The sequence below is a fragment of the Rhodococcus sp. SBT000017 genome (assembly GCF_003688915.1).
Lineage (GTDB): Bacteria > Actinomycetota > Actinomycetes > Mycobacteriales > Mycobacteriaceae > Rhodococcoides.
In genome coordinates this window covers 2,292,517-2,318,728 of the sequence record NZ_REFU01000001.1, presented here as the reverse complement: position 1 = coordinate 2,318,728, position 26,212 = coordinate 2,292,517, and the positions used below count along the sequence as shown (strand labels likewise).

The window sequence follows — 26,212 nt, the reverse complement described above, 5'->3', positions numbered from 1 at the left end:
GGGTCAATTCTGTCCTACCGGCGCGGTATCGGTGAATCGCACCTCGAAGATCTTGGGCCAGTATTTGCCGGTCACGAGGAACCGGTCGGTGCCGGGGATCTGCGCGATGCCGTTGAACACGTCGGCCCCGCCTCGTTCGGAGGCCGACATCGAATTCCACAGTGGGGTGCCGTCGATGACTGCGGTCACCGCGCCGGTGGCCGGGTCGATGCGCATGATGTCGAACGTCTGCCACACGTTGGCGTACACCGATCCGTCGTCGGCGCATTCGAGTTCGTTGAGCCGCTCGACCGGATTGCCGTCGAGGGTGACGTCGACGGTGTTCTCGGCATCGAACGACGTGGGGTCGCGGAAGGTGATGGTGGACGAGCCGTCGCTCATCACGAGGCGGTCGTCCGGCGTCTGCGTGCACAGCCCCCAGCCTTCGCCGTCGTAGTTCACCCGGCGTCGTTCGGCGAGGGTGTTCGGGTCTCGGGCTATTGCGACGCCGTCCTGCCAGGTGATCTGCCACAGGGTGTCGCCGTCGACGGTGATGCCTTCGCCGAACAGGTCGGCCGGCAGATCCACGCGATCGAGTTCGGTCATGTTCTCGAGCGATGTCCGCCTGACGAACGAGGAGCCTTCCAGTCCGGTGCCCTCGTAGAGCACGTCGCCGTCGATCTCGAAGCCCTGGGTGAATGCGTCGTTGCTCCGGTCGTATTCGCGCACGATCTCGGTGGTCAGTGTCGGAACCGAGTCGGACGTCACCGGGGTCGGCTGCGTCGTCGACGAGCAGGCGGACACAGCGAGCAGCGAGGTCGCGAGGGCAGCGCAGGTGCGAGCACGGACGGTCATTGCACCCATGATGGCAGCCCGAACTGGGCGTCACCGTGTCGATGCGGCAAACTGGATGTGTGAGTTTCGTATCTTCCCCAGAGCTCGATTCCATCCGCCCCGTCTTGGCCGATGCCGTGGACCTCGCGCGGCAGGCTCTGCTCGACCTGGGAGAGGGCGGTATCGGCGAGTACCTCGGGGTCACCGCCGAAGACTCCAGCGCGGCCACCCACCGGTTCGCCAGCGATCTCGAGGGGTACCGCGGATGGCAGTGGGCCGTCGTGGTCGCCGCACCGGAGGACGCGGACCACGCCACGGTCAGTGAGCTTGTTCTGCTTCCGGGCCCCGATGCTCTCGTGGCACCGACCTGGGTGCCCTGGGACGAGCGCATCCGTCCCGGCGACCTGGGACCCGGCGATCTGCTGTCTCCGCGCCAGGACGATCCGCGGCTCGTGCCCGGGTACGTCGGATCCGGTGACCCTGCCATCGACGAGGTTGCGGGCGAGATCGGTCTCGGCCGAACCAAGGTCACCAGCCTCGAAGGACGCCTCGACGCCGCCCAGCGCTGGCACGACGGCGACTTCGGTCCCGATACCGAGATGGCCAAGGCGGCGCCGTCGACCTGCGGGCTGTGTGGTTTCTACCTCCCCCTCGCCGGTTCACTCTCCGTCGCATTCGGGGTGTGCGGCAACGAATTCGCGGCCGACGGACACGTGGTGCATGCCGAGTACGGCTGCGGAGCGCATTCCGACACCGAACTCCCCACCGGAGCAGGATCGCCGCAATTCGAGCCGTACGACGACGCTGCACTCGACGTCGTCGCATCGCCGGTGGCCCCGGTCGAGCCGGCTGCAGTTGCCGAGACAGCCGACAGCGTCGAGACCGTCGACACGACCGACACCGTCGAAACCACGGGAGAGGCCCCGGAAGAGTCGGGGGCTGCCGACATCGTTGCGGCCGACAACGCCGAACCTGCCGTAGATGATGCGTCGAACACCACCGATCTTGCTGCGCAGGAAGAAGCTTCGGCATCTCCGAGCTGATCGATCCGTTCGATACCGGGTCGTTGCGGGAGTCGATTCTCGCGGCGTGGGGCTCTTCTCCCACCCGGCTTCGGGAGGATTCGGCGTCCGAGTCCGATCTGGTGCGCGGGGGCTACCGCGATCGTCTGCTCACCGAGTTGGCGCAGAACGCAGCCGACGCCGCTCAGCGAGCCGGGGTCCCGGGTCGGCTGGCCGTGTGGACCGATGAGTTCGGTGCTCTGCATGTTGCCAATACCGGTGCAGCGCTGGATATCTCCGGTGTGCACGCGTTGACCGCCTTGAGGGCGTCGGGCAAGACTGCTGCGGGTTCGGGCGTCGGACAGTTTGGAGTCGGGTTCACCGCCGTGCGTTCGGTATCCGACGAGATCGAGGTGCGATCCCGCGGCGTCGGCGTGGCGTTCAGCGCGCGGCGCACGCTCGAGGCGCTGCGTGAGCGAGACATGCGCGCGCCCGATACCGGCGTTCCGGTGCTGCGGCTCGCATGGCCGGTCACCGCCCCGCCCGCCGATGGGTTCGATACCGAGATCGTGTTGACATTGCGAGCCGACGTGGCGGCAAATTCTTTCGCCGCAGGCTTTGCAGACGAGGCGGTCGACCTGCTTCTCGAACTGGAGGCGTTGAACTCCATCGAGATCGACGGTGTCGTGATCGACTGCACCAGAACGGAACTCGACGACAGCAGCGCCGAGATCGCGATCGGACCGCGAACCTGGCGGCAGTTCGTCACCCCGGCTGCCCGCTGGCTCGCTCCGGTCGTCGACGGTCTGCCCGTTCCTGCGCCGCCCGATGTGCTGCGCGCTCCGACTCGCTCGGACGAGCTGATGTCGTTGCCCGCGTTGGTCATTGCCGATGTGCCGATGCAACCCGATCGACGGCGCGTGTTGCCCGGTGTCTCGTTCGACGCGGTAGCGCACGGGTACGCGGACTTCGTGGCCTCGCTGCCCGCGGCATCCAGGGTATTGTTCGTGCCCGAGGTCGGATTCGCTCGCAGTGAGGTCGACGGCGCACTGCGTGAGCTGATCTTCCGTCGATTGTCCAGTGCACCTTGGCTTCCCGGTGCCGACGGACGCGACCTCGTGCCCGAGCGGGCGAACGTCGTCGCCGACGCCACCGAGGAACTCGTCTCGGCGTTGGTCGATGTCGTTCCGAATCAGCTCGACGCGTCACTGTCGGGTGGGCGGCACGCGTCGGCGCTCGCGGCAGTGGGTGTGCACCGGATCGGGTTGGCGAGGCTGGCGGAGATGGTCGGTGGGCTCGATCGCGAGCCGAGTTGGTGGCGTCGACTGTTCGACGCGTTGGTCCCACTCGTGGTCGACGGTGTGGCTGCGGAAGAGCTTGCTGCGCTGCCTGTTCCGCTCGCAGACGGTCGTACGGTGACCGGTCCACGGACGACGGTGATCGGCTCCGACGCCTCCGCTGCGGTCACCTGGGTGCGGTTGGTTCACCCGGATGCGGTGAGTCCGCTGCTGGCGCGGCTGGGCGCCCGTGAGGCGACTGCGACCGAATTGCTCACCGACCCGGCGCTCGAGGCGGCTCTGGACGATCTCGACTGGGACGAGAGCGAGGAGGCCGACGAACTGGTCGCCGCCGTGCTCGCGCTGGCGGGAGAGGCGGGCGAATTACCGGGTTGGCTGGGCGGCCTGCCCCTCGCGGACCACGAGGGCGAATTGCGCAGCGCCGACGAATTGTTGCTTCCCGGAGCGCCGTTGGCGGACCTGCTGATCGATGATTCGCCGTTCGGCGTCCTCGCGACTGCGGTGGTGGACAGGTTCGGTGAGCGGGCGCTGCGAGCAGTGGGCGTCGGGTGGGGTTTCTCGGTGGTGCGTGACGAACTGCCGACTGGGCCGGATCACGATCTCGACGACGAGTCGGCGTGGTGGTCGAGTCTGGCCGAGGAGCCGGAGACGCTCCTCGCGGTCCGGGATCTCGACCTCGTCCGATCGGACGGATGGTCCGAGGCGATGGCCGTGTTACTGGACGATCCGAGCACCCGTGCGGCACTGATCGACCGTGACGGCTACACCGCGTGGTGGATCGGACGGCATGCGCGAGTGCACGGTTCGCGTCCGATGGAATTCCGGGCACCGTCGGACGAGACGTTCGCCGGGTTGCTCGATCCACTGGATCATCCACGTGCCGACGAACTGCAGGCGGTGCTCAGCGCGCCGATCTGCGAGAACGCCCAGACTGCTCGTGTGCTGCTGGCAGCGCTGTCGGATCCACAGCGGAGTCCGACCCCTGCGGTGATCGCGCGCACCCACACGCTCATCGCCACCGCTGTTGCAGAGCGGCGCATCGAGGTCTCGGACATCGATCCACCGGATCGTGTCCGCACGCTCGGCGGCGCGGTGGTGGACGCGTCGGATGCGCTCGTGATCGACGCTCCGTGGCTGGCGAGCGTGGTTCCACCGGAAATCGCCGTGCTCTCGGACATGGCCACCGCTGCGGCACTGGCCGATGTTCTCGACATCAGGCACGCATCGGAGGCGATCAGCGGAGAAGTGCTCGGAACCGGACGCGTCAGCTCCTGGGATCGCGAACCCGGAGCCGTGTCGGCCTGTGCCGTACTGGGATTGCCGCTGCCATCAGGAGGGGTGGTGGTGCATCGCGAACTCGTGGTGCGGCTGTCCGGTGAGGTGAGCGGAGACAAAGCAGTCCCGTGGTGGGTGACCGCCGACGGAACGGTCCACTGCACGGAGAGTTGGGAGCGACCTCGTGGGGCTTGACGGTGTGATCCTGGACTGGATGGTCGAGCACCGAGTCGGGTGGGTCACGACGATGTTCTGGATCATCACCACGGTGGGCAACACGTTCATGATGTTCGTGTTGTCGACGGCGGCGTGGGCTGCGTTGCTGACATCCAAGAGGACAGTCGACGCATGGATGGTCGCGGGCTCGATGCTGACCGGGTGGGGTCCGATGAATGCGCTCAAGTTCGCGTTCGCGCGGGAGCGGCCACCGATTCCGGAACGGCTGGTGGATATTGCGAGCCATTCGTTTCCGTCGGGCCACGCGATGATGTCGATGGTGCTTGCCACGGTGGCGATCGCGGTGATGCTGCGATCGCCGAATCCGTGGCTGCATCGGCCGGTATTGCTCGTGCTACCTGTGGTCGCGTCCCTGCTGATCGGATTCTCTCGGATCTACCTGGGTGCGCATTGGACCACGGACGTGCTGGCCGGCTGGGTGTTCGGTGCCCTGTGGGGGCTGGGGTGGATCTATGCCGTCAGGCTGATCAGCGCGAGAAATCAGAGCGCTGGGCGATGACGAGCAGCTCGTCGCGCATGGCCGGGCTGGAGACAGCGTTGGCGCGTGCGTAGAGGGCGCGGAGCGAGCGGACGTGGTTACGGCGATTGCGGTACTGAGCGACGAACTTCATGGCCTGGCTTTCGTGGATCGAGAGGTTATCTGAACTGACATAACCCATGGTCCACGTTAACTTTGTGTTACTCAACCGGCTGGCGGGTTAGTTTGCCCACGTCAGGGGGCCTGCGGTGATCGAGCTAACGTGATCCTGATCTCAATCGAGGCCGCGTTGGGCGGTTTTGCTCCCGCGACGTGACGCCGCTCTCTGTATCAGGAAGATTCCGAACCCTACGGCACCCACGGCGATACCGGACCAACACGTCGCCAGTGCGTCGCCGCCCCGATCTCCGGTGGCCGTGAACACCACCAGCGCGATGATCCAGCCGAGGATGCCGATCGCCAACACCGGCACCGGATCGGTGAGGCTGCGCGGAATCTGGGGGAGGTCGGCCACGAAATTCAAGCTACGCCACTGTGTCGTTCTCGGCTGCGCCGCTGTGTCGGTCTCGGCTGCGCCGCTGCGGTTACCCAACTGCTTCGGTGTGCTTTATCGTTCGCTCATGCAATTGTCGTCGCGGCTACTCGACAACTACTTCAAGATCACCGAACGCGGCTCGACGGTCGGATCCGAGGTTCGAGGAGGCGTGGTCACCTTCGTGGCCATGGCTTACATCGTCGTCCTCAATCCGCTGATCCTGGGCAGCTTCTCCGCCGACGACGCAGCGGCCAAGACCGACGTGCTCGGCAACATTCTGCCGGTCGCCCAGGTCGCCGCCGTGACCGCGCTGGTGGCCGGATTCATGAGCATCGCCTTCGGCATCGTCGCCAACTATCCCTTCGGCATCGCGGCAGGCCTGGGCATCAACACCCTGCTCGCCGTCACGATCGCACCGCAGGTGACGTGGCCCGAGGCGATGGGACTCGTCGTCATCGACGGCATCATCATCGTGTTGCTGGCGGTGAGCGGATTCCGCACGGCGGTGTTCAACGCGATCCCGGCCGAGCTCAAGGCTGCGATCGCCGCCGGTATCGGCGCGTTCATCGCCTTCATCGGGCTGGTCGACTCCGGCTTCGTGCGCCGCATCCCCGACGCCGCGGGCACGACGGTTCCCGTCGGGCTCGGCATCGACGGGTCCATCGCGTCGTGGCCGACGGTGATCTTCGTGTTCGGGTTGTTGCTGATGGGTGTGCTGGTGGTGCGCAAGGTGCGTGGCGGTCTGCTGATCGGCATCGTGGTCACGACGGTGCTGGCGGCGATCGTCGAGGCCGTCACCGACGTGGGTCCGTCGAACGGCGTCGACCCCAAGGGCTGGAACCTCTCGGTCCCGCAGCTGCCAACCGAGTTGATTCAGTCTCCTGATCTGTCCCTGGTGGGCGAGGTCGACCTGTTCGGAGCGTTCACTCGCATCGGCGTGCTCGCAGCGAGCCTGCTGGTGTTCACGCTCGTACTCGCGAATTTCTTCGACGCGATGGGCACGATGACGGGTCTGGGCAAGGAAGCGAAGCTGGACAAGGACGGAAAATTGCCGAACATCGGCAAGGCGCTGGTCGTCGAGGGGGCCGGAGCCATCGTCGGAGGCGGTGCGTCGGCGTCGTCGAACACCGTGTTCGTGGAATCGGCTTCCGGAATCGCCGAGGGTGCGCGTACCGGACTGGCCAACGTCGTCACCGGACTGCTCTTCCTGCTGGCCATGTTCTTCACCCCGCTCACGGCCGTCGTTCCGATCGAAGCGGCTGCTCCGGCACTGGTCGTGGTGGGTGCGTTGATGATCGGGCAGGTTCTCGACATCGACTTCCGCCGCTTCGATTACGCGCTGCCTGCCTTCCTGACCATCGTGGTGATGCCCTTCACGTACTCCATCGCCAACGGGATCGGCGTCGGTTTCATCACCTGGGTCCTACTCGCGGTCGGGTCCGGTCGGGCGAAGTCGGTCCATCCCCTGTTGTGGATCGTCGCGTTGTTGTTCGTCGCATATTTCGCCGTCGGACCCATCACCGAGGCGGTTACATGACGCGTGGTCGGTACCAGGGCGTATTCTCTGCGCTGTGACGTCGGGAAATGGTGTGAAGGACAATCGGGAATTGGCAAGCGACCTGTCGCTTGCGGTGGTGAGGCTGACTCGCCACCTTCGGGGTAGGCGAGTGGACTCGCAAGTCTCGCTCACTCAGCTGTCGGCTCTGGCCACGCTGAGTCGGGAGGGCGACATGACGCCGGGTGCATTGGCCGCGCGAGAGAAGGTCCAGCCGCCGTCGATGACGCGGGTGATCGCATCGTTGGCCGAACTCGGTCTGGTGGCGCGCACCCCGCATCCCACCGACGGGCGGCAGGTGATCGTCTCGCTCTCACCGGCCGGTCGAGAACTGATCGCCGACGAGGCCAGTGCCCGCGAAGCGTGGATGACCGCGCAGCTAGCAGGCCTCGGGCCCGAGCAGCTCGACACACTCCGTGACGCGGTGACGATCATCGGGGCCCTCGTCAGCGACTCCGAGTAGTTACCTAGGTTTATTATTTGAACGGTGGCCCCTGCTTCCCGTACCTCCGGCTCGACGATGTTCGCCGCACTGAAGACTCGCAACTACCGATTGTGGGCGTCAGGGCAGATCGTCTCGCTGGTCGGCACGTGGATGCAGCGGGTTGCCCAGGACTGGCTCGTTCTGACGCTGTCCGGCGGCAACGGCTTCGCCGTCGGCATCGTCATGGCCCTGCAGTTCGGGCCGACGCTGTTCCTCTCGGTCTGGGGTGGGGTCCTGGCAGACCGCTACGACAAGCGCAAGCTACTCATGATCACCCAGGTCTTCGCCGCGGTATGCGGTCTGGTGCTCGGCGTGCTCGACGTCGGGGGGATGGTCGAGCTGTGGCACGTCTACGTCATCGCATTCATCCTCGGCTGCTCGTCCGCGATCGACGCACCGGTGCGGCAATCGTTCACCATCGAGATGGTCGGCAAAGAGACCCTCGCCAATGCGATCGCGTTGAACTCGATGACCTTCAACATGGCGCGCATCGTCGGCCCTGCCGTGTCCGGAGTGCTCATCACCCTCGTCGGCACCGGCTGGGTGTTTCTCATCAATGCCGTGTCGTTCGCGGCGGTCTTCGGTGCCCTCGTGGCGATGAACGTCGGTCAGCTCTTCCGCGTCGAACCGGCCCCACGCGCCAAAGGGCAGGTGCGGGAGGGCTTTCGGTACGTCTGGGGGCGCGGTGACCTACGAGTACTGCTGGCCACGGTCTTCATGGTCTCGACGTTCGGCCTCAACTTCCCGCTGAGTCTGTCGGTGTTGGCGCGCAACACGTTCGGTAGCGGAGCAGACGCCTACGGTCTGCTCTCGACCACCCTGGCAGTCGGAACGTTGGCCGGAGCGACTCTGGCTGCGCGGCGGGCGAGCGCGCCGCGCCTGCGGCTGTTCATCGGTGCCGTCATCGCCTTCGGAGCCTTCGAGCTGATCGTCGGATTGATGCCCAACTACCTGCTCGTCGCACTTCTGCTGATACCCACCGGTGCCCTGACGTTGACGTTCACGACGTCGGCGATGAACATTCTGCAGATGTCGGTGCCGTCCGACATGCGCGGACGCGTGATGGGCATCTACATGCTGTGCTTCCTCGGCGGCACTCCGCTGGGCAGTCCGGTTCTCGGTTGGCTCGCCGACGCCCTCGATCCGCGGGCACCGTTGCTGTTCGGCGGGGTCATCTCCCTGGCGACCGGCCTCTTCGCGGCCGTGTATCTGCTGCGGCACAACAATTTGCGGATCACCGTTGTACCACCCGCAAACGGTCACCGGCTCCCCACCCTCGACACCGTCGCCGTGAGCACGAAGGTGTGACGGTGGGTCAGATCCAGCCGTGGCGTCGAGCGAGAGCGCAGGCCTCGTGCCGGTTCGCTGCACCCAGTTTGGCTGCTGCCGCGGACAGGTAGTTGCGGGTGGTGCCGGGCGAAAGATGGGCCCGCTGTGCGATCTCCGCGATCGACGCGCCGTCGGCGGCGAACTCGAGCACATCGGCCTCGCGCGGTGTGAGCGGCGAGTCGCCGGCTCCGATCGCTTCCGCGGCCAGCGTCGGGTCGACGTAGCGCCCGCCGCCGTGCACGGTGCGCACCACCTCTGCCAGGGTGGCAGCCGAGGTGGTCTTGGGGAGGAACCCGCGCACGCCCGCTTCGAGCGCCTTCTTGAGGTAGCCCGGCCGACCATGGCTGGTGACGATGATCGACGCGCAGGTGGGTAGCGTCTCGGCGATCTTCTGGGCCGTCTCGATGCCGTCGATCCCGCCCATCTGCAGGTCCAGCACTGCCACGTCGGGGGCGAGCGAGGCTGCGACGGTCAGCGCCTTCTCGCCGGAGTCGGCCTGCCCGACGATCTCGATGTCGTCCTCGAGATCGAGCATGGTCGCCAGCGCAGCACGAATGAGATTCTCGTCGTCGGCCAGCAGAACTCGAATCATGATGTCGTCCTAGGGTTCTCGGTCGGTAGCGCCGCCGTGAGGGTGAATTCCTCGGAGGTCTTCTCGACATTCAGGGTGCCGCCGACAGCAACCAATCGTTCGCGCAACCCGCTCAGGCCCGTGCCGTCGTCGCGGCCGGACGATGCACTGGGACGATCGTTGGTCAAGCGAATGCTGCCGGCGCTCAGCTCGATCCGGCAGTAGGTTGCCGCGGAGTGCCGCAGAATGTTCGTCACACCCTCACGGACCACCCAGGCGGCGGCCTCGGCCGCGCGTTCGTTCAGGATCGAGGTTTCACCGACCAGTTCGGTGGCAATGCCTGCGGCGGACAGCAGGGATCGAGCGCCGTCGAGTTCCGAGGCCACATCGACCGATCGGTACCCCCGCACCAGTTTTCGAGCGTCGGTCATCGATTCCTGGGCGAGTGCGCGAACCTCGTCCATCTGGCCCGCCGCTCGATCGTCACCCCGGCGAGCCAGTGTCGCGGCGAGTTCGCTCTTGACTGCAATGGCGGACAGTGCGCGGCCGACGACGTCGTGCAGATCCCGGGAGAACCGCAATCGCTCCTCGGCGACCGACAGTGCTGCTGCGGCGTCGCGCGTGGCGTCGAGTTCGGTGACGATGCGCAGCAGCCATGCCGACAGTTGCAGCGTGACGGCCAGAAATGCGATGAAGAGACCGAGCACGACCGCTTCGACCGCAGGGCGTCCCAGCGCCGCCGCAAGCACTGCGGCGGCCACGGCGGCCGCCAGGCACCACCGCAACGGAATGAGGGCTGCCACGGCAGTGGTGGCGAGGGCGGCGGCCCAGAGCATATTGTTCGAGTCTCCGCTGAACGCCACCACGACGGCGGAGACGGCCATGACCCCCAGGGGTACGCGCGGACTTGCCTTCGACTCGCCACCGATAGCGGGAGTGCGCTGCACGATCACGAAAGTAGCCGCGGCGCAGACCGCCTCCGCCGCCATCGACAGATAGTCGTCGTACTGCAGAGATGTGAGCATCGCGGCGACGGCGACGGCGACGGCGAGCGTCAGGAACGACTGGCGGGTGTAGACGCGCACCTTCTCCACGTCACTGCTGTCTTTCCAGCCGTGCAGTGGGTTGAGGTACTCGTGCAGCTTCATGATCTCCACCCTTGCAGACGGTCGACGAAAGGTGCGATCTAGGACCGCGGTTCCCAGCGGAAGTGCGTGCGGGCGATCAGCAGGCTGCCGACGATCCAGGCGAGCATCACCACCAGCGGCATTCCGGCTTCGGTGAAGGTTCCAGCGAAGCCGATCGACGCGTCTCCGGGAGTGGTGGTGCCGAACCAGCCCAGGTTGAGCAGGTCCGAGACCGCGGCCATCGGGGTCAGGTCGATCACCCTGCTGAACGAATCCGGGAGGGCGTCACGGAGCAGTGAGGAACCGGCCATGGCGACCAGGATCACCGGCAAACTGGTGATCTGCGCGGCCTCTGCGTTGCGGGTGAACGCCGACGTGATCAGCGCCAGGGCAGCGAACAGTGCAGCACCGCCGAACAGGGCGGCCACGACCAGTAGCGCGTTGGTGGGAACGGGTCCGCCGAAGGCCAGCACCACTGCGCCGACGATCAGGCCGAGGACGACGGTGAGAATCAGCGAGGGAATCGCCGGTCCGAGCAGAATCTGCACGTCCGAACTCTCTCCGGTGCGAAGTCGCTTCAGCACCAACTCGTCTCGTCGCGTGGCATAGACCGAGAGCATGTTGTAGTACACCATGAACACGAGCAGGAACAGTGCGAAGATCTCGAGTGCAGCTCCTACGCCTGCATCGGTCAATCCGTCGTCACTGCGGCTACCGATGATCAGCAGCGCGATGGGGAAGATCAACGGCATGACGATCGCGTTGAACAGTAGTACTCGGTTGCGTCCGAGCAGTGTGAACTCTGCTCGTGACAGTGCGGTCATCGTGCTCATGCGCTCATCACCTTCGTGTGTGTGAAGTCCGGATTGTCGAATTCGTCTGCGATGGAGAGGAATACGGTTTCGAGCGATGCTGCTCGGGCGTCGAGGCCGTGCAGGGTCACTCCGTTGGTGCGGGCCCACACGAGCAGGTCGGTGAGCGTGTCCTGTACCGAGGACGTCTGGATCGAGATGGTGTCTCCCGAGACGTCGATCGCGGTACCGGGCAGTGTCGGCAACGCCGTACCGGGGGCCTTCAGTTCGATCTTCGCGGGGTGGTCGGCAACCACCTCGTCGACCGTTCCACTGCGAACGACTGTGCCGCGGTGCATGATCGCCAGCCGATCGCACAGTGACTCGGCCTCGTCCAGGTAGTGCGTCGTGAGCATGATCGTCACACCGGAGTTCTTCAGCTCCTGGATCAAACGCCATGTGTTGCGGCGACTTTCGGGATCGAGTCCGGTGGTCGGTTCGTCCAGGAACAGCACTCGCGGACGGCTGATGATGGCGCACGCCAGATCCAACCTGCGCTGCTCGCCGCCCGAGAGGAACTTCACCCGGGTATCGGCGCGGTCGGCCAGGTCTACACGCTCGAGCACCTCCGCGGTCGGCAGCGGGTTGCTGCACGTGCCCGCCCACATCCGCAGGCTCTCCGCGGTGGTCAGGTCCTGGGGCAGGCCGCCCTTCTGCAGCATGATGCCCAGAGACGGCCGAACCTTGCGGCGATCGGACACCGGATCCATTCCCATGATCCGCACCGTGCCCTCGCTGGGCCGTGAAAGTCCCTGAATCACTTCGAGAGTGGACGTCTTGCCGGCACCGTTGGTGCCCAGCAGACCGAACAGCTCACCCTCCGCGACATGCAGATCGAGTGCCTTCACGGCCTCGAAAGCGTTCTTGCCCGAACCGTAGCGGCGAGTCATACCATTGACTTCGATGATGGTCATGATTGCTTCTCCCAGTGGCGGAGTCCGATGACGAACCGCACGCCCATGAAGGCGACGATGACGCCGAGTGCGACGAACGCCGGAACCGACGTACCGACGATCGCGAACAGCACGGCGACAATGGCGATGCTGATGACGATGACGACGATCTCACGCGCCATCGTCGGAGCCGGCCCGAGCTCCATGAGATCGGTGAACAGGTTTCCTTCGTCTGGTTGCTTCATGACTACGAGTCTGCTGCGCCCGGACCACCGAAAACAGTGCAGCGCATCATGACCTGAGGTGACACCGTCATGACCGAACCATGACAAAAGTCATGCGGTAGGACGACAGCCGACACAGTCGGTAGTTCACAGGCGGCGATGGGCGTGGAGGATTCGAGCGCGAACGTGCGATGCGGTGCGGTTCAGGTCCACGCGTCGGAGGCGAGAAACAAAAAATTTCAAATCATTGCACATTGAACTGCGGAATGCAGTCAGCCAATTGAAGCACATTGTCTGAGTGACATCGTGCGAGGGCATCGGTAATGTGCACACCTCAGTGCTGCGCATTACCGCGGTGCACGATGCGTTGTGGTAATTCGGTTGTGAGGCTTCGATATCGCTTGTCGGAGATCTGGTCTCGCCTGTCAATGTTTTTACGATGGAGGGACGACCTTGAACGCAAAAAAGGGGGCAGCGGTCTTGATTGCTGGTGCCGTTCTGGCGGCTACGGGGGCTTGCTCGGAAGAGCAGGGCGACAGTGCCGAAGTATCCACACGAGTGGTCGAACTCCAGCCCGGTGTGAACGGCCCCGTGGCGGCGGTGCAGGTAGACGACGCCGACTCGTGGTTGTTCACGGAGGCCTCTGACGTGGTGGTGGCATGCGCCCGCGAATATGAACCGATCGAATTGAATGTGATGGGTACGGAACCGGAATCACTTACCGTCGCGGGGAAGTCTGTTGAATACAGCACATTCATCAGTCCTGAGGGTGGTGCTGGATTCACCTTTTCTTCAGGGGATCTTCCGGGTGTCGAGGCGATAATCCTGACCTCCGGTGGAATTGTCGCGCGCGAGGAGACGGCCGTCGTTTGGCCTCAGACGACTGACAAACTGGAGATTTTTGTTGCAGAGCGTGGATGGATCAGTAGCGCAGTGCTGTGTATGCGTTAGGCAATCATGGACGACGAATCGCAACTTCTGAAATGTCGACCAGTAGCTTTCATTGTATTGTTCAGCCCGCAGTGATGAGTGATCGCCTCCTTGCGGTCATCGACCTGATAAGGAGGTGCACAGGTATGCGCTCCAAGAAACTCGAACCCACTCGCCGCTTCGGCGCGTGTGCGGCCTCGCTCTTTTTCGTCATGGTGGTCGGCCCACTGGCTGCATGTGGAAGTCAGGAGGCGGAGCGACCACTCGAGTTGGCCGAGAGGCCGATGTACTTCGGCGGTATCGGCGACATCGTCGTAGGAATGAGCGAGGCTGACCTCCCGCAGCATGGCGTCAGAACCAGCCCGATAATGAGCCCCAGCGACGACTGCAGCCGATACGAGGAATCCGCGTACGGACGTAGCGTCAGTGTGTATGTCAAGGACGATGTCGTCATCGGAATCGCTGGTCAGTTTGCAATCCCGGATTTGAGCGGTGGAAGTACAGTCAACGATATCAAGTCGGCATTTCCCGATGCTGTTTTCGATGTGACCACGAACGACACGGTGAGCGAGGTGGTTGTGAGTGAGGCCGATAGCCCGACCCGCTACTTGGCCTTCACCGTCCGTTCGGACTCCGGTCGAATAGCTGACTCGGATGAGGTGTCCACGATCAGAAGCGGGGGCGAAGAATTCGCGAAGCGAGGCACCACTGCGTGCGTTGAGGAAGACACCTCGTCTACTGAGACGTCCTCGGAGGCTCCTGTTGCGAACAGTGTCATGTCCTGGGACACAATCACCTTCGGAGGTATCGGTGAGATCGTGATCGGTACCGGTCGAGCTGAGCTGGATGCAAGCGGCATCCCGTTCGGAAGCGCACTGAAGAACAGCGACTCCTGCATCATGTACCCGTTTTCCGGAGCGCGGTCCGGCGCGATTTGGCTGGAGAACGAGGCAGTCATCGGCGCGGTCGGATCGAACAGCATCAACGGCGTCAGATCGGGCATGACGGCGGCCGAGGTCAAAGGTGCCCTTGCAGGGTATGAACTGGTCGAAATCACGGGTCTCGCAGCACCCCTGATCGCGAGAGACCCTCTGAAGCCCGAAATGTACATCGGTTTTCTCTTTGAGAACGAGGTCGAATCACTTTCGGACAACTCGACGGTAACGTCCATCCGTGGTGGCACACAGGCATTCGTCAGCACCTTTCTGGGAGGTTGCCCGTGAGCGCACTCGGACATCGCATGGGTGCTTCGAGTGTTGTCAGCCACCAAAGCGTCTGCTTTAGAAACCCCAACCCATGACGGCCGGGCGCGCAGTTCCGAACGTCAGGTCGAGTGCGTGCAGTGACGCGTCGTTGCGCGCGGTGAGGCGGTTGGCCGCGGCGAACAAGCGGGCTCGGTGGGTGCCGAAGTAGATGCTTGCGAGCACGTCGATGTCGAGTTCGATGTCCGGTTCGGATTCCACCCGGGTGCAGGTGGCGCGGCCGTCGGTCACGGTCAGCGAGTAGGTGCCGCCCGCATCGAGGAAGGGATCTCGCACAGCGATGATCAGCGAGGTGTCGAGAGCGTAGGTGCGAGCCTCCAGCGCTGCCTCGACATGCATGATGCGGCCCCACAGAGCGTCGTGGTGAGCCGTGACCTTCGGTAGCCGATTGTTGGTCAGCAGGAACGGCAGTGCTTCGTCCCGTGCCTGCCGTACCTCGATGGTGTCGACCAGGTCCACTCCGACGAGAATCTGCCACAGCGCGGCGTACGCGTCGTCGGTCACCGCGATGAATTCCTCCACCACCACCCGACTCGGGTTCTGTCCGCGTCGGTAGGCGACGTATCCGTCGGGATGAACGACGAAGAACAGAGCCGTCAGTCCGCCGCGCCGGTTCTCGCGGTCGGCGAAGAACCGCTCCCAGCGGATCGGCGGCTTGGGCTGAGCGCCTGCGGTCTGCTGCTGCCAGCGGTGGTAGATGTCGGGGAGCAGTTCGGTGGCCTCGGCCGATTCGATCAGCCGCACACCGGTGGCCGGGGGAGTGTCCTTGCGGAACTGCGCGAATCGACGGTCGATCGAGACACTGATCTCCTCGGTCAACGGCCCGTATCCGAAGCGTCCGTAGATCGTCGCCTCGCTGGCTGTGAGCAGGGAGAGCGGTGCGCCCGCGTCGTTCAGGGCGCGGTGCTGCTGGGTGAACATCGATCGCAGGATGCCGCGTCGACGATGCGTCGGCGCAACCGAGACCCAGGAGACTCCGGACGCCTCGACCTGCGCACCACCGGGAACGGTGACCGACATAGGGAAGTGCATGGCCACACCCACCGGGGTCTCGCCGTCCCACGCCAGGTACACGTGCTCGGACTGAGTCAGGATCTGCGTCTCGGCCAGGTCCTCGGCGTTCTGGTGCTCGCCGAATGCGTGGGCGTCGAGCAGCGCGACGGCATCCCAGTCGTCGTCGGTGGCGGTACGGATGGTGATCGATTCGTCGGTAGTCATCGCTCTTTACTTTTCCATACAGATGTAGGCCTTCGCCGACGGAGTCTCGAAATCGGTCGGGTGACAAGATGAGCACGTGGTGCATGTAATCGACATCGACGACCCATCGGACCCGCGACTGGACGATTTTCGCGATCTCAACTCGTCGGATCGGCGGCCCGACCTGCCCGAGGGCAAGGGCCTGGTGATCGCCGAGGGTGTGTTGGTTGCGCAGCGCCTGCTGACCTCGCGGTTTCCGATGATCAGCCTGCTGGGCGTGGATCGACGGCTCGACGCCTTGCGCGACGATCTCGTCGATTCGGACGTTCCGTTCTACCGGACGTCCGCAGAGGTGATGGCCGAGGTCGTCGGCTTTCATCTCAATCGAGGGGTGTTGGCGGCGGCGAACAGGCCGCAGGCCCTCGATCTCGACGAGGTGTTGGCCGGAGCGAAGACGGTGGCGATTCTCGAGGGCGTCAACGATCACGAGAATCTCGGGTCGATGTTCCGCAACGCGGCAGGCCTCGGAGTGGATGCGGTGCTGTTCGGGGCCGCGTGCGCGGATCCGCTCTATCGACGGTCGGTGCGGGTATCGATGGGGCATGTGCTGCGGGTGCCCTTCGCGAAGGTGCCCGAGTGGCCGCGCGGCCTCGATCGCGTTCGCGCGCATGGCTTTCAGCTGATCTCGCTGACACCCAATCCGGCGGCGGTGTCGCTGGCGGCGGCGATGACGGGGGAGAAGGTCGCGTTGTTGCTCGGCGCGGAGGGACCGGGGTTGACCGAACATGCCATGCGCGCCACGGACATTCGCGCGCGCATTCCGATGGCTCCCGGCACCGATTCACTCAATGTGGCCACGGCCGCTGCGATGGGGTTCTACGAACGCGTGCGCCTGACGTGAACGACCACGACCCGGGCGTCCGCTGGACCGGAATCCCGATCGCCGCGATCTCGGCGGCGCTCGTGGGTGTTGCACTGACGACCTTCGGTCTGGAACTGGCCAGAATTCATCCGCTGCTCGCGATCGGTCTGAACATCATCGTCGTTGCGGGTGCGGCACCGACGGTCATGCGGTGGCTCGCGATACCGGTGTGGCGTTGGGCCGTCTACGGAGCCGGTATCGGTTCGATCCTGAGCTTCGTGGCACTGGCGGCGCTGGCGTTCTGACGTTCGCCGGGCACCGGGTGCGGGCAGGGTTGCGCACTACCGGCGACCATCGGCGGAAACCCGTCGACCGGCGGTTGTTGCGCGCAACGGTGCCCACCCTGCCGCTATTTGCGCGAGAACCAACGCTTCTTCGGTCGCGGTGCCTGTTCGTCGGGGGCGTCGGGCATCGGTTCCTGCGCGGCGCGGCCGTTCGGGCTCTGGTTCGGCGGCGGCGGCTCCTGCCCCGGAACGTACATCGTGAAGCCGCAGACCGGCAGGGTGTTCGGATCGAATTCGTCCGCGTGCGGTGCGCCGGTGTAGCGGAATCCGAGCCACTCGGCGTTGGCGGCCTCGGCGAATTCCTGTGGGTGGAACGGCAGCGATTGTGGATCGGGCATCACGCCGGGGGGATAGATCAGCGGATGCTCACCGGCCCAGAACGATCGCTCCCACACCAGTGGCAGTCCCGCGTCCTCGTAGATGTACACCGGGGTGGCGCTGAAGGACCGGCGGAATTCACCGCGCTCCCAGTACGCGAACGCACCCCAGGCGTGTTGGGGATCCGAGGCGACGAGGTAGGTGTGCTCGGACGCCAGAGGGCGAGTGAAGGATTCGGGAAGCGTCGACGGTGTGGGCACCGCGAGATTGGATCCGCACACCACGGTGACGCCCGGGTAGCAACCGATGAAGACGTGATCGTCGTCCACGCCCGCAGAGGTCGATATGGGGCCCTGTCCGAGGGGCACTGCCGTCAGGTGGGGGTACAGACGTCCGACGAGTGCGCTCGCAGCATTCCAGTCCGAGGTGGTGGCCTCTCGGAGTACAGAAATGGGATCCGGTGCGTCCACGTACCAGATCGTTGATGCTTTGGCCCCCACTACCGGCACCTCTCTCTCCGTTACCTCCTGGGAAGCCTACGGTGTGAGCGTCGGCGGTTCTGCACCGCGCGGCACATCGGTCACATCAGAACTCAGTTGTGACCGCTGCTGCGAACGCCGAGCAGGACGTCCTCCCACGACGGCATGGCCGGCTTGCCGCGCTTGTCCTTGCCGCTGGTGTGACCGGCGGCAGGCTTCGGTGCGGGCCTGGGCTCCCTGGCCACCGGTTCGCGTGGCTGCTCGGGCTCGGGAGTCGGCGCATCGTCCACCTCGACCTCGATGGTCCCGGCGTCGATCTCGCTGTCGGCGGTGGTGCCGTAGTACTCGTCGAAGCTCTGCTGCGAGGCCTCGTCGTCGGAATCCTCGGCGGACGTCAGTGCGCGCACCGGTGCCAGACCGCGCAGTTGGCGTCCGAAGTCGGGATCGATCAGTTCGTGTGCGGTGTCGTCGAGTGGCGCGATGGTGCCGCCGTGCCCGTCGGGCAGGAACTGCCAGTGCGCCTTGTTGGTGGTACGGCCCGCCTGCCACTTCAGCTGCGCGACCCACTTGTTGTCCTCGTCGCGCCAGGCGTCCCACGCCGCGTCGTCGAGATTGTGGCCGCGGGCGCGGAAGGCGAGGGTGACGATCTCGAGCAGGGTCTGCACGGCAGGGCCGTCGTGGCGCAGCGGATGACCGGCCTGAGCCATCGACGCGGCCTGCGAGCGTTCGAGCAGCACCGGGTGCGCGAACACCTCGACGCGACTGATGGCCATTCCGGAGTCGGCGGCAACCTGTTCGATGGTCGCTCCGCTGCGGATACGGGCCTGAATTTCTTTCGGCCGAAGCAAGCTGTCCATTTCGATCTCAATCTGTCCTAGTCGAGCGATGTCACCGCGTGAGGCCGCGCGGAGCTTGTCGTCGGCTGGAAGCCGGAATCTGTCGCCGGTCTTGGGATCTGCGCACACGACGAACTTTCCGTCGGCCTCGAGACCCACCACACGTAAGTCTCGCACCTTGACCTCCTCATCGCGCCGGCTCGCGATACCGTCGAATTCGAGCCTAGTTCACCTGCCGTATTCGGCGGGTGTTCGACACGCATCGCTTCTGCCGACGATCGTTTCCCTATCAGAGGGTAGACAGCTGCGGGCTCGGCTGCACCCATTCGGTCGATGTTCCGCCAATTACTTTGTGGGACAACGCCGATGCGTCTCTGCGAAGGTAGAGTGCACCCAGGCCGAAGCCGATGGTCAGGGCAATCGCATGCCCGACGGCGGTGAAGGACGGGTCCGACACTCCACTGATCGTGACGACACCGATCCACAGTGCGGCCCAGCCTGCACGCCACGGCATCGGCAGGTACCGAATCATCGACCCTGCGACCGCTGCTGCTGCGTAGCTGACACCGACGTCGACGGCCATCGCCAGCGAGTCCGCGAGCCAATCGTTGTGAATGCCGATGAGCAGTCCGACGGCAACCAACGCCGTCGCACCGAGGTGTCCGGCGCTGAAGGTCAGCAGGAAGCGTCGCCAGCCGGAGATCCACTCGGCGACGGCGAACAGCAGGGCGACCGCGGCCAACCACAGCCAGTTCACCCGTCCTTCGGTGAGAAAGATGCTCGTGACGAGGGTGGCGAGGTGGCCGTCGGTCAGATTGTGCAGGTTGGTGCTCGCCGCGTGCAGCACGTGCCACCGATCGTGCGGGCCGATCTGTCCGAGCGCGACGGTTCCCGCCACCGCGAGTGCGCAGTACACCAGAGTCACACGAATCCGTAGCGCCGATGCCAGGAGCCTGTACATACGAGCGCTCCCTCCGAGGTCGTTACGCTTGCTTACTTGATAGCAAGTGTAGGCCTCGAAGGGAGCGCTGGAGCTGTGAGCTTGCTGCCAACTAGCTCAGTGTGGACACGACCCAGTCGATGCTCTTGGTCAGTGCGGTGATGTCGTCAGGCTCGATGGCCGGGAACATACCGACACGCAGCTGGTTGCGGCCGAGCTTGCGGTACGGCTCGGTGTCGACGACGCCGTTGGCGCGCAGGATCTTCGCAACCTGGGCTGCGTCGACCTTCTCGTCGAAGTCGATGGTGCCGACGACCTGGCTGCGGTGATCCGGGTTCGTCACGAACGGCGTTGCGAACTCGCTCTTCTCGGCCCAGTCGTACAGGCGTGAGGACGAATCGGCGGTGCGCTTGGTGGCCCAATCGAGGCCGCCCTGCGCGTTCAGCCACTCGATCTGGTCCGCGAACATCAGCAGTGTCGCCACGGCCGGGGTGTTGTACGTCTGGTTCTTGCTGCTGTTGTCGACGGCGATCGGCAGCGACAGGAAGTCCGGGACCCACCGATCCGTGGCGGCGATTTCGCTGACGCGCTCGAGTGCGGCCGGGCTCATCAGCGCGACCCACAGGCCACCGTCGGCGGCGAAGCACTTCTGCGGAGCGAAGTAGTAGACGTCCGAGTCGGCGACGTTCACCGGCAGACCGCCTGCACCGGAGGTGGCGTCGATCGCGATGAGGGCGTTCTCGGAGCCGGCCGGACGGCTGACCGGGATGGCCACGCCCGTCGAGGTCTCGTTGTGCGCCCAACCGATGAGGTCGACGGACGGGTCGGAGGTGGGCTCGGGCGCGCTGCCCGGCTCGGCCTTGACGACGATCGGATCACCGATGAACGGGTTGTTCTTGGCCACCGAGGCGAACTTCGAGCTGAACTCGCCGTTGGTCAGGTGCAGCGACTTCTCGCGAATCAGGCCGAACGCGGCAGCGTCCCAGAATGCGGTGGTACCGCCGTTGCCGAGGACGACCTCGTAGCCCTCGGGGAGGGAGAACAGATCCTTCAGACCACTGCGCACGCGTCCGACGACGTCCTTGACGGGCTTCTGCCGGTGGCTGGTGCCGAACACGGAAGCGCCGACGTCGACCAGGGATTGCAGCTGCTCGGGGCGAACCTTGGACGGGCCACAGCCGAAGCGTCCGTCGGCGGGCAGGAGATCGGCGGGAATGATCGGCAATTCGGCCATGGAGTAGCGCGTCCTAGCGTCGATGGAATATGGCACTGGACAGGGTAGTCGGGTGCCATACCAGCTTCGACTACCGGATCAGGTCCCAGCCTTCGACGGACTCGGGAGACCGCGGTTCGGGGCCGGTATAAAGGGCAGCAGGTCGGACGAGCTTGCCCAGTCGCTTCTGCTCCAGGATGTGCGCGCACCAGCCCGCGGTCCGTCCACAGGTGAACATGGCGGGCATCATGTGCGCCGGCACCTCGGCGAAGTCGAGGATGACCGCGGCCCAGAACTCGACGTTGGTTTCGATAGCTCGATCGGGGCGGCGTTCGCGCAGTTCGGTCAGTGCCGCTTGCTCGAGCGCCGCGGCGACCTCGTAACGCGGTGCGTTCAGTCTCTTGGCCGTGGCGCGCAGAACACGGGCCCGAGGGTCCTCGGCGCGGTAGACGCGGTGCCCGAAGCCCATGAGCTTCTCTTTTCGGTCCAAGATTCCGGTGATGAGAGCGCGTGCGTCACCGGTTCTCTCGACCTCCTCGATCATCGGCAGGACGCGGGCGGGCGCGCCGCCGTGCAGGGGCCCGGACATCGCACCGATGGCACCGGACAGGCAGGCGGCGACGTCGGCTCCGGTGGAGGCGATGACGCGCGCGGTGAACGTCGAGGCGTTCATGCCGTGCTCGGCGGCCGAGACCCAGTACGCGTCGATGGCAGCCACGTGAGCGGGATCCGGTTCGCCCTTCCACCGGACCATGAACCGCTCGGTGACGGTTGCGGCCTGATCGATGCGCGTCTGCGGGACCGCGGGCTGATAGATGCCACGGGCGGACTGGGCGACATAGGACAGTGCCATCACCGACGCGCGGGCGAGGTTGTCGCGAGCGGTCGTGTCGTCGATGTCCAGGACGGGTTGGTAGCCCCAGATGGGAGCGAGCATCGCCAGGCCGGCTTGCACGTCGACACGAACGTCACCGGTGTGGATGGGCAGCGGGAAGGGTTCGGCCGGTGGTAGTCCTCGACCGAACTCGCCGTCGACGAGCAGGGCCCAGACATCACCGAAAGTGACGTTCTGCGCGACGAGTTCCTCGATGTCGACGCCGCGATACCGCAGTGCGCCACCGTCCTTGTCGGGCTCGGCGATGTCGGAGGTGAACGCGACGACACCTTCGAGGCCGGAGACGAAATCCTCGGGAACTTCTTGAACAGCCATGGCCTGTGGACTCCCTCGTCGCAACTGCACCCGGCTCTGCGCCGCATCCGGGCGTACTTCGTCAGAACGATAGTCGGGTTCTACGCGGGAGTAGCGTCTGGGCTTGTGTCTGCAGATGAACAGCGCCTGGCGAACATGCGGGTGGACTACGGAGCGCCCGAGGACCTCGACGTCGATGCCTTGGGCGGCGGGTGGTGTTCGCTGGCGCAGCAGTGGTTGTCCGACGCGATAGCCGCGAATCTGCCCGAGCCCAACGCCATCGTGTTGGGGACGGTCGACGAGGCAGGTAGACCCGCCACCCGCACCGTGTTGTGCAAGGACTTCGACGCATCCGGGGTGGTGTTCTACACCAACTACGACTCGGACAAGGGCCGTGCGCTCACCGCGACGCCGTATGCGTCGATCACGTTCCCGTGGATCGGAATTGCCCGCCAGCTCACCGTCCGCGGCCCGGTGGTCAAGGTCGATGCCGAGACCACCGAAGCGTATTGGCGTACGCGGCCCCGCGGCTCCCAGCTGGGGGCATGGGCGTCCGAACAGTCGCGCCCGATCGGCTCGCGGAAGGATCTGGCTGCGCGACTGGCCGAGGTCACCGCGACGTTCGACGGAATCGAGGTGCCGGTTCCGCCGAACTGGGGTGGCTTTCGCGTCGAACCGGAGACCGTCGAATTCTGGCAGGGCCGAACGAGCCGCATGCACAACCGAATTCGCCTGACGGTGGCAAGCGGTGTGATCGAGCGTCTGCAACCGTGAGCGGGTTGCGCGGCATTCTTGCCGACACGACTCCGCTGAAGACTCCGGCCTACAAGCGGTTGTGGTTGGCGAACATCGTCACCGTCATCGGGGCGCAGCTGTCCATCGTCGCTGTACCGCAACAGGTTTTCCAGATCACGCTGAGTTCGGCCTACGTGGGCCTCACCGGTGTCTTCGCGCTGGTGCCGCTCATCGTGTTCGGTCTGTGGGGCGGGGCGCTGGCCGATGTGATGGACCGACGCACCCTGTTGATGATCACCACCTGCGGCCTGATCGGAACGTCGGCGCTGTTCTGGTTGCAGGCGTTCCTCGACCTGAACAATGTGTGGATCATCCTGGTGCTGTTGGCTGTTCAGCAGGCATTCTTCGCGGTGAATCAGCCGACGCGCAGCGCGATTCTCCCGCGAATCCTGCCTGGCGAGCAGCTGCCCGCCGCGAACTCGCTGAACATGACGGTGATGAACTTCGGCGCCATCGCCGGACCGCTCAGCGCCGGCATTCTCATCTACTACATCGGGCTCGAGACCCTTTATCTCATCGACACCATCGCACTGTTCGCCACTCTGTGGGCAGTGATCCGGCTGCCGGGGATTCCGCCTGCGAAGTCGGGTCAGCGCGCCGGATTGCGTTCGGTGTTCGACGGTTTCGCCTACCTCGCGACGCAGAAGGTGTTGCTGGCCTCGTTCGTCGTCGACATCATCGCGATGGTGTTCGGGATGCCCCGCGCGCTCTTCCCACAGATCGCGCACGAGAGCTTCGGCGATCCGGCGTCGGGCGGTCCGGTGTTGGGCATGCTGTTCGCAGCGATGTCCGCGGGCGCTGTGGTCGGTGGAGTGTTCTCCGGCTGGCTGCCCCGAGTGCGCAGGCAGGGCCTGGCGGTGCTGATCTGCATCGTCGTGTGGGGCGTGGCGATGATCGGCTTCGGTCTGGCCGTCGGCGCGGCCACCGACGGGGCCACCACCTTCGCCCTGTGGTTCGCACTGGCGTTCCTGGCCCTCGGCGGCGGAGCCGACATGATCTCCGCGGCCTTCCGCAGCACGATGCTGCAGCAGGTCGCCACCGACGAGATGCGCGGTCGCCTGCAGGGTGTCTTCATCGTCGTGGTCGCCGGTGGCCCGCGCGTCGGGGATGTACTGCACGGCGCAGCGGCCGCATCCGTCGGTACGGCGGCCGCAGCGGCGGGCGGTGGAGTGCTGGTCGTCATCGGGGTCTCGATCGCCGCGCTGGCACTTCCGGCGTTCATCCGCTACCGAGTGGGTGCGGTGGTAAAGAATGGCTCTCATGGCTGACGCGCAGACGTATTCGTTGACGAGCGGCAAGTATCGGGCAGACATCGCTGCCGTCGGAGCGGGCCTTCGGGCGCTCGAGTACGACGGCGCACCGCTCACCGAGACGTGGGAGGCGGGCTCGAAGCCGCCGCTGTCGGCGGGACTGGTGTTGGCCCCGTGGCCCAACAGGACGGCCGACGGCACGTTCACCTTCGAAGGCGTCGAGCATCGGTTGGAGATCACCGAGCCCGCTCGAAACAACGCCAGTCACGGATTCGTCCGACGCGTGGCGTGGACTCTCGTGGAGCACACCGACAGTCGCGTCGAGCAGAGTGTGGACATCGGTACGCATCAGGGTTGGCCGTTCTCGGTGACCGTCACCGTGGTGCACGAGCTGTCGGCGGACGGTCTCAACGTCACCGCGTCGGCGAAGAACACCGGTGATTCGCCCGCGCCCTACGGGATGGGTTTTCACACATTCGTCAGGGTGGGGGACGTGCCGCTCGACGAGTGCACGCTCGAGCTCTCGGCCGGGACGCGACTGCCGCTGGACTCGGTTCGTAATCTGCCCGTGGGCAATTCGGTGCCGACGGCCGATACCGAGTACGACTTCCGGCAGCCGCGAACGCTGCAGGGCGTGCAGCTGGACACTCCGTTCAGCGCGTCGCTTCCGGAGGCCGACGGCCGCGCGAACCATGTTCTTCGTGGCCCCGACGGCACCGCGACCGTGCTGTGGACCGACAGCAGCTTCGGTTGGGTTCAGGTGTTCACTGCCGATCCCGCCAACGATCAGGCCTATCCCGAGCGGGGACGGGCGTTGGCGATCGAGCCGATGACGTGCCCGCCCGATGCGTTGAATTCCGAAATCGATCTGATCGTGCTGGATCCGGGGCAACCCTGGTCCGGCACCTGGGGAATGAGGTACGAGAAGTGACCATTCTGGTGTGCGGCGAGGCGTTGGTCGATCTGGTCCCGGTGCACGAGGGGCCGCTGCTCTCGCCCAAACTCGGCGGCGGCCCGTTCAATGTCGCCGTCGCGATAGGTCGACTGGGTTCGCCCGTCGCATATCTCTCGCGGATCTCTCGCGACCCGTTCGGCGAGCAGATCCTGGCGAGTCTGCGCGACGCGGGAGTGGACACCACATGGGTGCAGCGCGGCGACGAGCCGACGACGTTGGCGATGACCACCCTCGCCGAGGACGGCAGCGCCGAGTACTCGTTCTACGCCGACGGCACGGCCGACCGCCTCGTCGCCGATCCCGGCGATCTGCCCGACGAGATCAGCGTGCTCTCGTTCGGCACACTGTCGCTGCTCTACGAGCCGGGCGCGTCGATGTACGCGGGCCTGCTGCACCGGGCCCGGGCGGCGGGCAAGCTCACGATGCTCGACCCGAACATCCGGCCGGCTGCGATCGACAGCACCAGCGGCGATATCACCGCCGACGGATTCCGTGACCGCTTCCGCTCGTGGTTGCCCAGCATCGACATTCTCAAGGTGTCCGAAGACGACGCGTACTGGTTGGGGCTCGGAACACAGGGCACCACCGTCGACGACTGGCTCGCGGCGGGGGTCACCGCAGTGGTCATGACTCGTGGCGGCGACGGAATTTCCGTGTTCACGGCACCCGCGGAGGCGTCGGGTACGGGAATTGTCACAGCCGAGGAGATCTCGGTGCCGGGTGTCGCGGTCGACGTCGTCGATACGATCGGCGCAGGTGACACGGTGCATGGTGCTCTACTGAGCTTTTTGCAGAAGGAGAGCATTATCACATCGAACGCGGTGAAAGAGATGAGCAAGCAAGATTGGCAAGAAGCGCTCGATTTCGCCGCAAAAGCAGCGGCAATCACGGTTTCTCGACCCGGTGCCGACCCTCCCTGGGCGTCCGAGGCGTCGAGAGACTAGTTTCACTATCGACGTTAGAACTGTCCG

28 protein-coding genes are annotated in these 26,212 nt (G+C 65.2%); 14 read left to right on the top strand and 14 right to left on the bottom strand.

What is annotated here, in order from left to right; genetic code table 11:
• Positions 1 to 3: 3 nt before the first annotated feature.
• Entirely contained in the window at positions 4 to 834 is an 831-nt protein-coding gene (locus AYK61_RS10545; protein WP_237669815.1) for a glutaminyl-peptide cyclotransferase, read from the bottom strand.
• Between the two features lie 41 nt (positions 835 to 875).
• Between AYK61_RS10545 and AYK61_RS10540 the strand changes: the two genes are divergently transcribed.
• The 3 genes from AYK61_RS10540 to AYK61_RS10530 are packed head-to-tail and all read left to right on the top strand — an operon-like array spanning position 876 to position 5,123.
• Positions 876 to 1,856 carry a DUF3027 domain-containing protein gene (locus tag AYK61_RS10540; protein WP_121872650.1) on the top strand — a complete coding sequence of 327 codons (981 nt, stop codon included), beginning with the start codon at positions 876 to 878 and terminating at the stop codon, positions 1,854 to 1,856.
• A 23-nt stretch (positions 1,857 to 1,879) separates the two neighbouring features.
• Positions 1,880 to 4,582, top strand: coding sequence for a sacsin N-terminal ATP-binding-like domain-containing protein (locus tag AYK61_RS10535; RefSeq protein ID WP_259468004.1), 2,703 nt, complete (start codon positions 1,880 to 1,882; stop codon positions 4,580 to 4,582).
• Positions 4,572 to 5,123 (top strand): phosphatase PAP2 family protein, encoded by a 552-nt coding sequence (locus AYK61_RS10530; RefSeq protein ID WP_237669561.1) that lies wholly within the window; start codon positions 4,572 to 4,574, stop codon positions 5,121 to 5,123. The genes AYK61_RS10535 and AYK61_RS10530 overlap by 11 nt, the downstream gene beginning before the upstream one ends.
• Here AYK61_RS10530 and AYK61_RS27020 read toward each other — a convergent pair.
• Both AYK61_RS27020 and AYK61_RS10525 read right to left on the bottom strand, forming a co-directional pair.
• Positions 5,092 to 5,283, bottom strand: coding sequence for a hypothetical protein (locus AYK61_RS27020; protein WP_128646438.1), 192 nt, complete (start codon positions 5,281 to 5,283; stop codon positions 5,092 to 5,094). The genes AYK61_RS10530 and AYK61_RS27020 overlap by 32 nt on opposite strands.
• 93 nt (positions 5,284 to 5,376) lie before the next feature.
• Positions 5,377 to 5,616 carry a DUF2530 domain-containing protein gene (locus tag AYK61_RS10525; protein WP_374700643.1) on the bottom strand — a complete coding sequence of 80 codons (240 nt, stop codon included), beginning with the start codon at positions 5,614 to 5,616 and terminating at the stop codon, positions 5,377 to 5,379.
• Between the two features lie 106 nt (positions 5,617 to 5,722).
• Between AYK61_RS10525 and AYK61_RS10520 the strand changes: the two genes are divergently transcribed.
• From AYK61_RS10520 to AYK61_RS10510, 3 genes are read left to right on the top strand one after another with little or no spacing between them, the layout of a single operon-like run.
• Complete coding sequence (locus AYK61_RS10520) at positions 5,723 to 7,174, top strand: NCS2 family permease (protein WP_121870755.1); 1,452 nt, start codon at positions 5,723 to 5,725, stop codon at positions 7,172 to 7,174.
• A 52-nt stretch (positions 7,175 to 7,226) separates the two neighbouring features.
• The gene (locus AYK61_RS10515) at positions 7,227 to 7,655 is read left to right on the top strand and encodes a MarR family winged helix-turn-helix transcriptional regulator (protein WP_037188786.1); all 429 of its coding nucleotides are present in this window, start codon (positions 7,227 to 7,229) and stop codon (positions 7,653 to 7,655) included.
• Positions 7,656 to 7,712: 57 nt separating this feature from the next.
• Positions 7,713 to 8,984 carry an MFS transporter gene (locus AYK61_RS10510; RefSeq protein ID WP_121870754.1) on the top strand — a complete coding sequence of 424 codons (1,272 nt, stop codon included), beginning with the start codon at positions 7,713 to 7,715 and terminating at the stop codon, positions 8,982 to 8,984.
• 7 nt (positions 8,985 to 8,991) lie between these two features.
• On the opposite strand, the gene AYK61_RS10505 is transcribed toward AYK61_RS10510, so the two are convergent.
• From AYK61_RS10505 to AYK61_RS10485, 5 genes are read right to left on the bottom strand one after another with little or no spacing between them, the layout of a single operon-like run.
• Positions 8,992 to 9,597: a response regulator transcription factor gene (locus AYK61_RS10505; RefSeq protein ID WP_121870753.1), complete on the bottom strand. Its 606-nt coding sequence runs from the start codon at positions 9,595 to 9,597 to the stop codon at positions 8,992 to 8,994.
• Positions 9,594 to 10,724, bottom strand: a complete 1,131-nt coding sequence (locus AYK61_RS10500) for a sensor histidine kinase (RefSeq protein ID WP_121872647.1) — start codon at positions 10,722 to 10,724, stop codon at positions 9,594 to 9,596. Before AYK61_RS10500 ends, AYK61_RS10505 begins: the two co-directional genes overlap by 4 nt.
• 38 nt (positions 10,725 to 10,762) lie before the next feature.
• Complete coding sequence (locus AYK61_RS10495; protein ID WP_121870752.1) at positions 10,763 to 11,536, bottom strand: ABC transporter permease; 774 nt, start codon at positions 11,534 to 11,536, stop codon at positions 10,763 to 10,765.
• Complete coding sequence (locus AYK61_RS10490) at positions 11,533 to 12,468, bottom strand: ABC transporter ATP-binding protein (protein ID WP_121870751.1); 936 nt, start codon at positions 12,466 to 12,468, stop codon at positions 11,533 to 11,535. The genes AYK61_RS10495 and AYK61_RS10490 overlap by 4 nt, the downstream gene beginning before the upstream one ends.
• A complete protein-coding gene (locus AYK61_RS10485; protein ID WP_183130231.1) occupies positions 12,465 to 12,692 on the bottom strand; it encodes a hypothetical protein in 228 nt (75 codons plus the stop codon). The genes AYK61_RS10490 and AYK61_RS10485 overlap by 4 nt, the downstream gene beginning before the upstream one ends.
• Positions 12,693 to 13,124: 432 nt before the next feature.
• On the opposite strand from AYK61_RS10485, the gene AYK61_RS10480 reads away from it, so the two are divergent.
• Positions 13,125 to 13,622, top strand: a complete 498-nt coding sequence (locus AYK61_RS10480; protein ID WP_128644874.1) for a hypothetical protein — start codon at positions 13,125 to 13,127, stop codon at positions 13,620 to 13,622.
• A gap of 74 nt (positions 13,623 to 13,696) precedes the next feature.
• Complete coding sequence (locus tag AYK61_RS10475) at positions 13,697 to 14,824, top strand: hypothetical protein (protein ID WP_128644873.1); 1,128 nt, start codon at positions 13,697 to 13,699, stop codon at positions 14,822 to 14,824.
• A 57-nt stretch (positions 14,825 to 14,881) separates the two neighbouring features.
• On the opposite strand, the gene AYK61_RS10470 is transcribed toward AYK61_RS10475, so the two are convergent.
• The gene (locus tag AYK61_RS10470; RefSeq protein ID WP_121870748.1) at positions 14,882 to 16,081 is read right to left on the bottom strand and encodes a GNAT family N-acetyltransferase; all 1,200 of its coding nucleotides are present in this window, start codon (positions 16,079 to 16,081) and stop codon (positions 14,882 to 14,884) included.
• 76 nt (positions 16,082 to 16,157) lie between these two features.
• On the opposite strand from AYK61_RS10470, the gene AYK61_RS10465 reads away from it, so the two are divergent.
• Together AYK61_RS10465 and AYK61_RS10460 are read left to right on the top strand one after the other, a co-directional pair.
• On the top strand, positions 16,158 to 16,961 hold the full coding sequence (locus tag AYK61_RS10465) for an RNA methyltransferase (protein WP_121870747.1): 804 nt from the start codon (positions 16,158 to 16,160) through the stop codon (positions 16,959 to 16,961).
• Positions 16,958 to 17,227: a DUF2537 domain-containing protein gene (locus AYK61_RS10460; protein WP_121870746.1), complete on the top strand. Its 270-nt coding sequence runs from the start codon at positions 16,958 to 16,960 to the stop codon at positions 17,225 to 17,227. The genes AYK61_RS10465 and AYK61_RS10460 overlap by 4 nt, the downstream gene beginning before the upstream one ends.
• 104 nt (positions 17,228 to 17,331) lie before the next feature.
• On the opposite strand, the gene AYK61_RS10455 is transcribed toward AYK61_RS10460, so the two are convergent.
• From AYK61_RS10455 to AYK61_RS10435, 5 genes are all read right to left on the bottom strand, one after another.
• Positions 17,332 to 18,084, bottom strand: coding sequence for a DUF6928 family protein (locus AYK61_RS10455; protein ID WP_237668992.1), 753 nt, complete (start codon positions 18,082 to 18,084; stop codon positions 17,332 to 17,334).
• 92 nt (positions 18,085 to 18,176) lie between these two features.
• On the bottom strand, positions 18,177 to 19,076 hold the full coding sequence (gene sepH / locus AYK61_RS10450) for a septation protein SepH (protein WP_121870744.1): 900 nt from the start codon (positions 19,074 to 19,076) through the stop codon (positions 18,177 to 18,179).
• A gap of 112 nt (positions 19,077 to 19,188) precedes the next feature.
• Positions 19,189 to 19,860, bottom strand: a complete 672-nt coding sequence (locus AYK61_RS10445) for a rhomboid-like protein (RefSeq protein WP_121870743.1) — start codon at positions 19,858 to 19,860, stop codon at positions 19,189 to 19,191.
• Positions 19,861 to 19,951: 91 nt separating this feature from the next.
• Positions 19,952 to 21,073, bottom strand: coding sequence for a phosphoserine transaminase (gene serC / locus AYK61_RS10440; protein WP_121870742.1), 1,122 nt, complete (start codon positions 21,071 to 21,073; stop codon positions 19,952 to 19,954).
• 70 nt (positions 21,074 to 21,143) lie between these two features.
• The gene (locus AYK61_RS10435) at positions 21,144 to 22,262 is read right to left on the bottom strand and encodes a citrate synthase 2 (protein WP_121870741.1); all 1,119 of its coding nucleotides are present in this window, start codon (positions 22,260 to 22,262) and stop codon (positions 21,144 to 21,146) included.
• Between the two features lie 135 nt (positions 22,263 to 22,397).
• Here AYK61_RS10435 and pdxH point away from each other — a divergent pair, with 135 nt between their 5' ends.
• The 4 genes from pdxH to AYK61_RS10415 are packed head-to-tail and all read left to right on the top strand — an operon-like array spanning position 22,398 to position 26,185.
• Positions 22,398 to 23,015 (top strand): pyridoxamine 5'-phosphate oxidase, encoded by a 618-nt coding sequence (pdxH, locus tag AYK61_RS10430; protein WP_121872645.1) that lies wholly within the window; start codon positions 22,398 to 22,400, stop codon positions 23,013 to 23,015.
• A complete protein-coding gene (locus AYK61_RS10425) occupies positions 23,012 to 24,304 on the top strand; it encodes an MFS transporter (RefSeq protein WP_121870740.1) in 1,293 nt (430 codons plus the stop codon). The genes pdxH and AYK61_RS10425 overlap by 4 nt, the downstream gene beginning before the upstream one ends.
• Positions 24,288 to 25,217: an aldose 1-epimerase family protein gene (locus tag AYK61_RS10420; protein WP_121870739.1), complete on the top strand. Its 930-nt coding sequence runs from the start codon at positions 24,288 to 24,290 to the stop codon at positions 25,215 to 25,217. Before AYK61_RS10425 ends, AYK61_RS10420 begins: the two co-directional genes overlap by 17 nt.
• Complete coding sequence (locus tag AYK61_RS10415; RefSeq protein ID WP_121870738.1) at positions 25,214 to 26,185, top strand: carbohydrate kinase; 972 nt, start codon at positions 25,214 to 25,216, stop codon at positions 26,183 to 26,185. Before AYK61_RS10420 ends, AYK61_RS10415 begins: the two co-directional genes overlap by 4 nt.
• Positions 26,186 to 26,212 lie beyond the last annotated feature (27 nt).

What these genes read in the sequence shown, in the direction of transcription:
- AYK61_RS10500 (WP_121872647.1), bottom strand. Translation starts at nt 10,724, where the DNA reads ATGAAGCTGCACGAGTACCTCAACCCACTGCACGGCTGGAAAGACAGC.
- AYK61_RS10495 (WP_121870752.1), bottom strand. Translation starts at nt 11,536, where the DNA reads ATGAGCACGATGACCGCACTGTCACGAGCAGAGTTCACACTGCTCGGA.
- AYK61_RS10520 (WP_121870755.1), top strand. Translation starts at nt 5,723, where the DNA reads ATGCAATTGTCGTCGCGGCTACTCGACAACTACTTCAAGATCACCGAA.
- AYK61_RS10490 (WP_121870751.1), bottom strand. Translation starts at nt 12,468, where the DNA reads ATGACCATCATCGAAGTCAATGGTATGACTCGCCGCTACGGTTCGGGC.
- AYK61_RS10540 (WP_121872650.1), top strand. Translation starts at nt 876, where the DNA reads ATGCGGCAAACTGGATGTGTGAGTTTCGTATCTTCCCCAGAGCTCGAT.
- AYK61_RS27020 (WP_128646438.1), bottom strand. Translation starts at nt 5,283, where the DNA reads ATGGGTTATGTCAGTTCAGATAACCTCTCGATCCACGAAAGCCAGGCC.
- pdxH (WP_121872645.1), top strand. Translation starts at nt 22,398, where the DNA reads ATGCGGGTGGACTACGGAGCGCCCGAGGACCTCGACGTCGATGCCTTG.
- AYK61_RS10435 (WP_121870741.1), bottom strand. Translation starts at nt 22,262, where the DNA reads ATGGCTGTTCAAGAAGTTCCCGAGGATTTCGTCTCCGGCCTCGAAGGT.
- AYK61_RS10445 (WP_121870743.1), bottom strand. Translation starts at nt 19,860, where the DNA reads ATGTACAGGCTCCTGGCATCGGCGCTACGGATTCGTGTGACTCTGGTG.
- AYK61_RS10510 (WP_121870754.1), top strand. Translation starts at nt 7,713, where the DNA reads ATGTTCGCCGCACTGAAGACTCGCAACTACCGATTGTGGGCGTCAGGG.
- AYK61_RS10485 (WP_183130231.1), bottom strand. Translation starts at nt 12,692, where the DNA reads ATGAAGCAACCAGACGAAGGAAACCTGTTCACCGATCTCATGGAGCTC.
- AYK61_RS10420 (WP_121870739.1), top strand. Translation starts at nt 24,288, where the DNA reads ATGGCTCTCATGGCTGACGCGCAGACGTATTCGTTGACGAGCGGCAAG.
- AYK61_RS10545 (WP_237669815.1), bottom strand. Translation starts at nt 834, where the DNA reads ATGACCGTCCGTGCTCGCACCTGCGCTGCCCTCGCGACCTCGCTGCTC.
- AYK61_RS10475 (WP_128644873.1), top strand. Translation starts at nt 13,697, where the DNA reads ATGAGTGATCGCCTCCTTGCGGTCATCGACCTGATAAGGAGGTGCACA.
- AYK61_RS10470 (WP_121870748.1), bottom strand. Translation starts at nt 16,081, where the DNA reads ATGACTACCGACGAATCGATCACCATCCGTACCGCCACCGACGACGAC.
- serC (WP_121870742.1), bottom strand. Translation starts at nt 21,073, where the DNA reads ATGGCCGAATTGCCGATCATTCCCGCCGATCTCCTGCCCGCCGACGGA.
- AYK61_RS10505 (WP_121870753.1), bottom strand. Translation starts at nt 9,597, where the DNA reads ATGATTCGAGTTCTGCTGGCCGACGACGAGAATCTCATTCGTGCTGCG.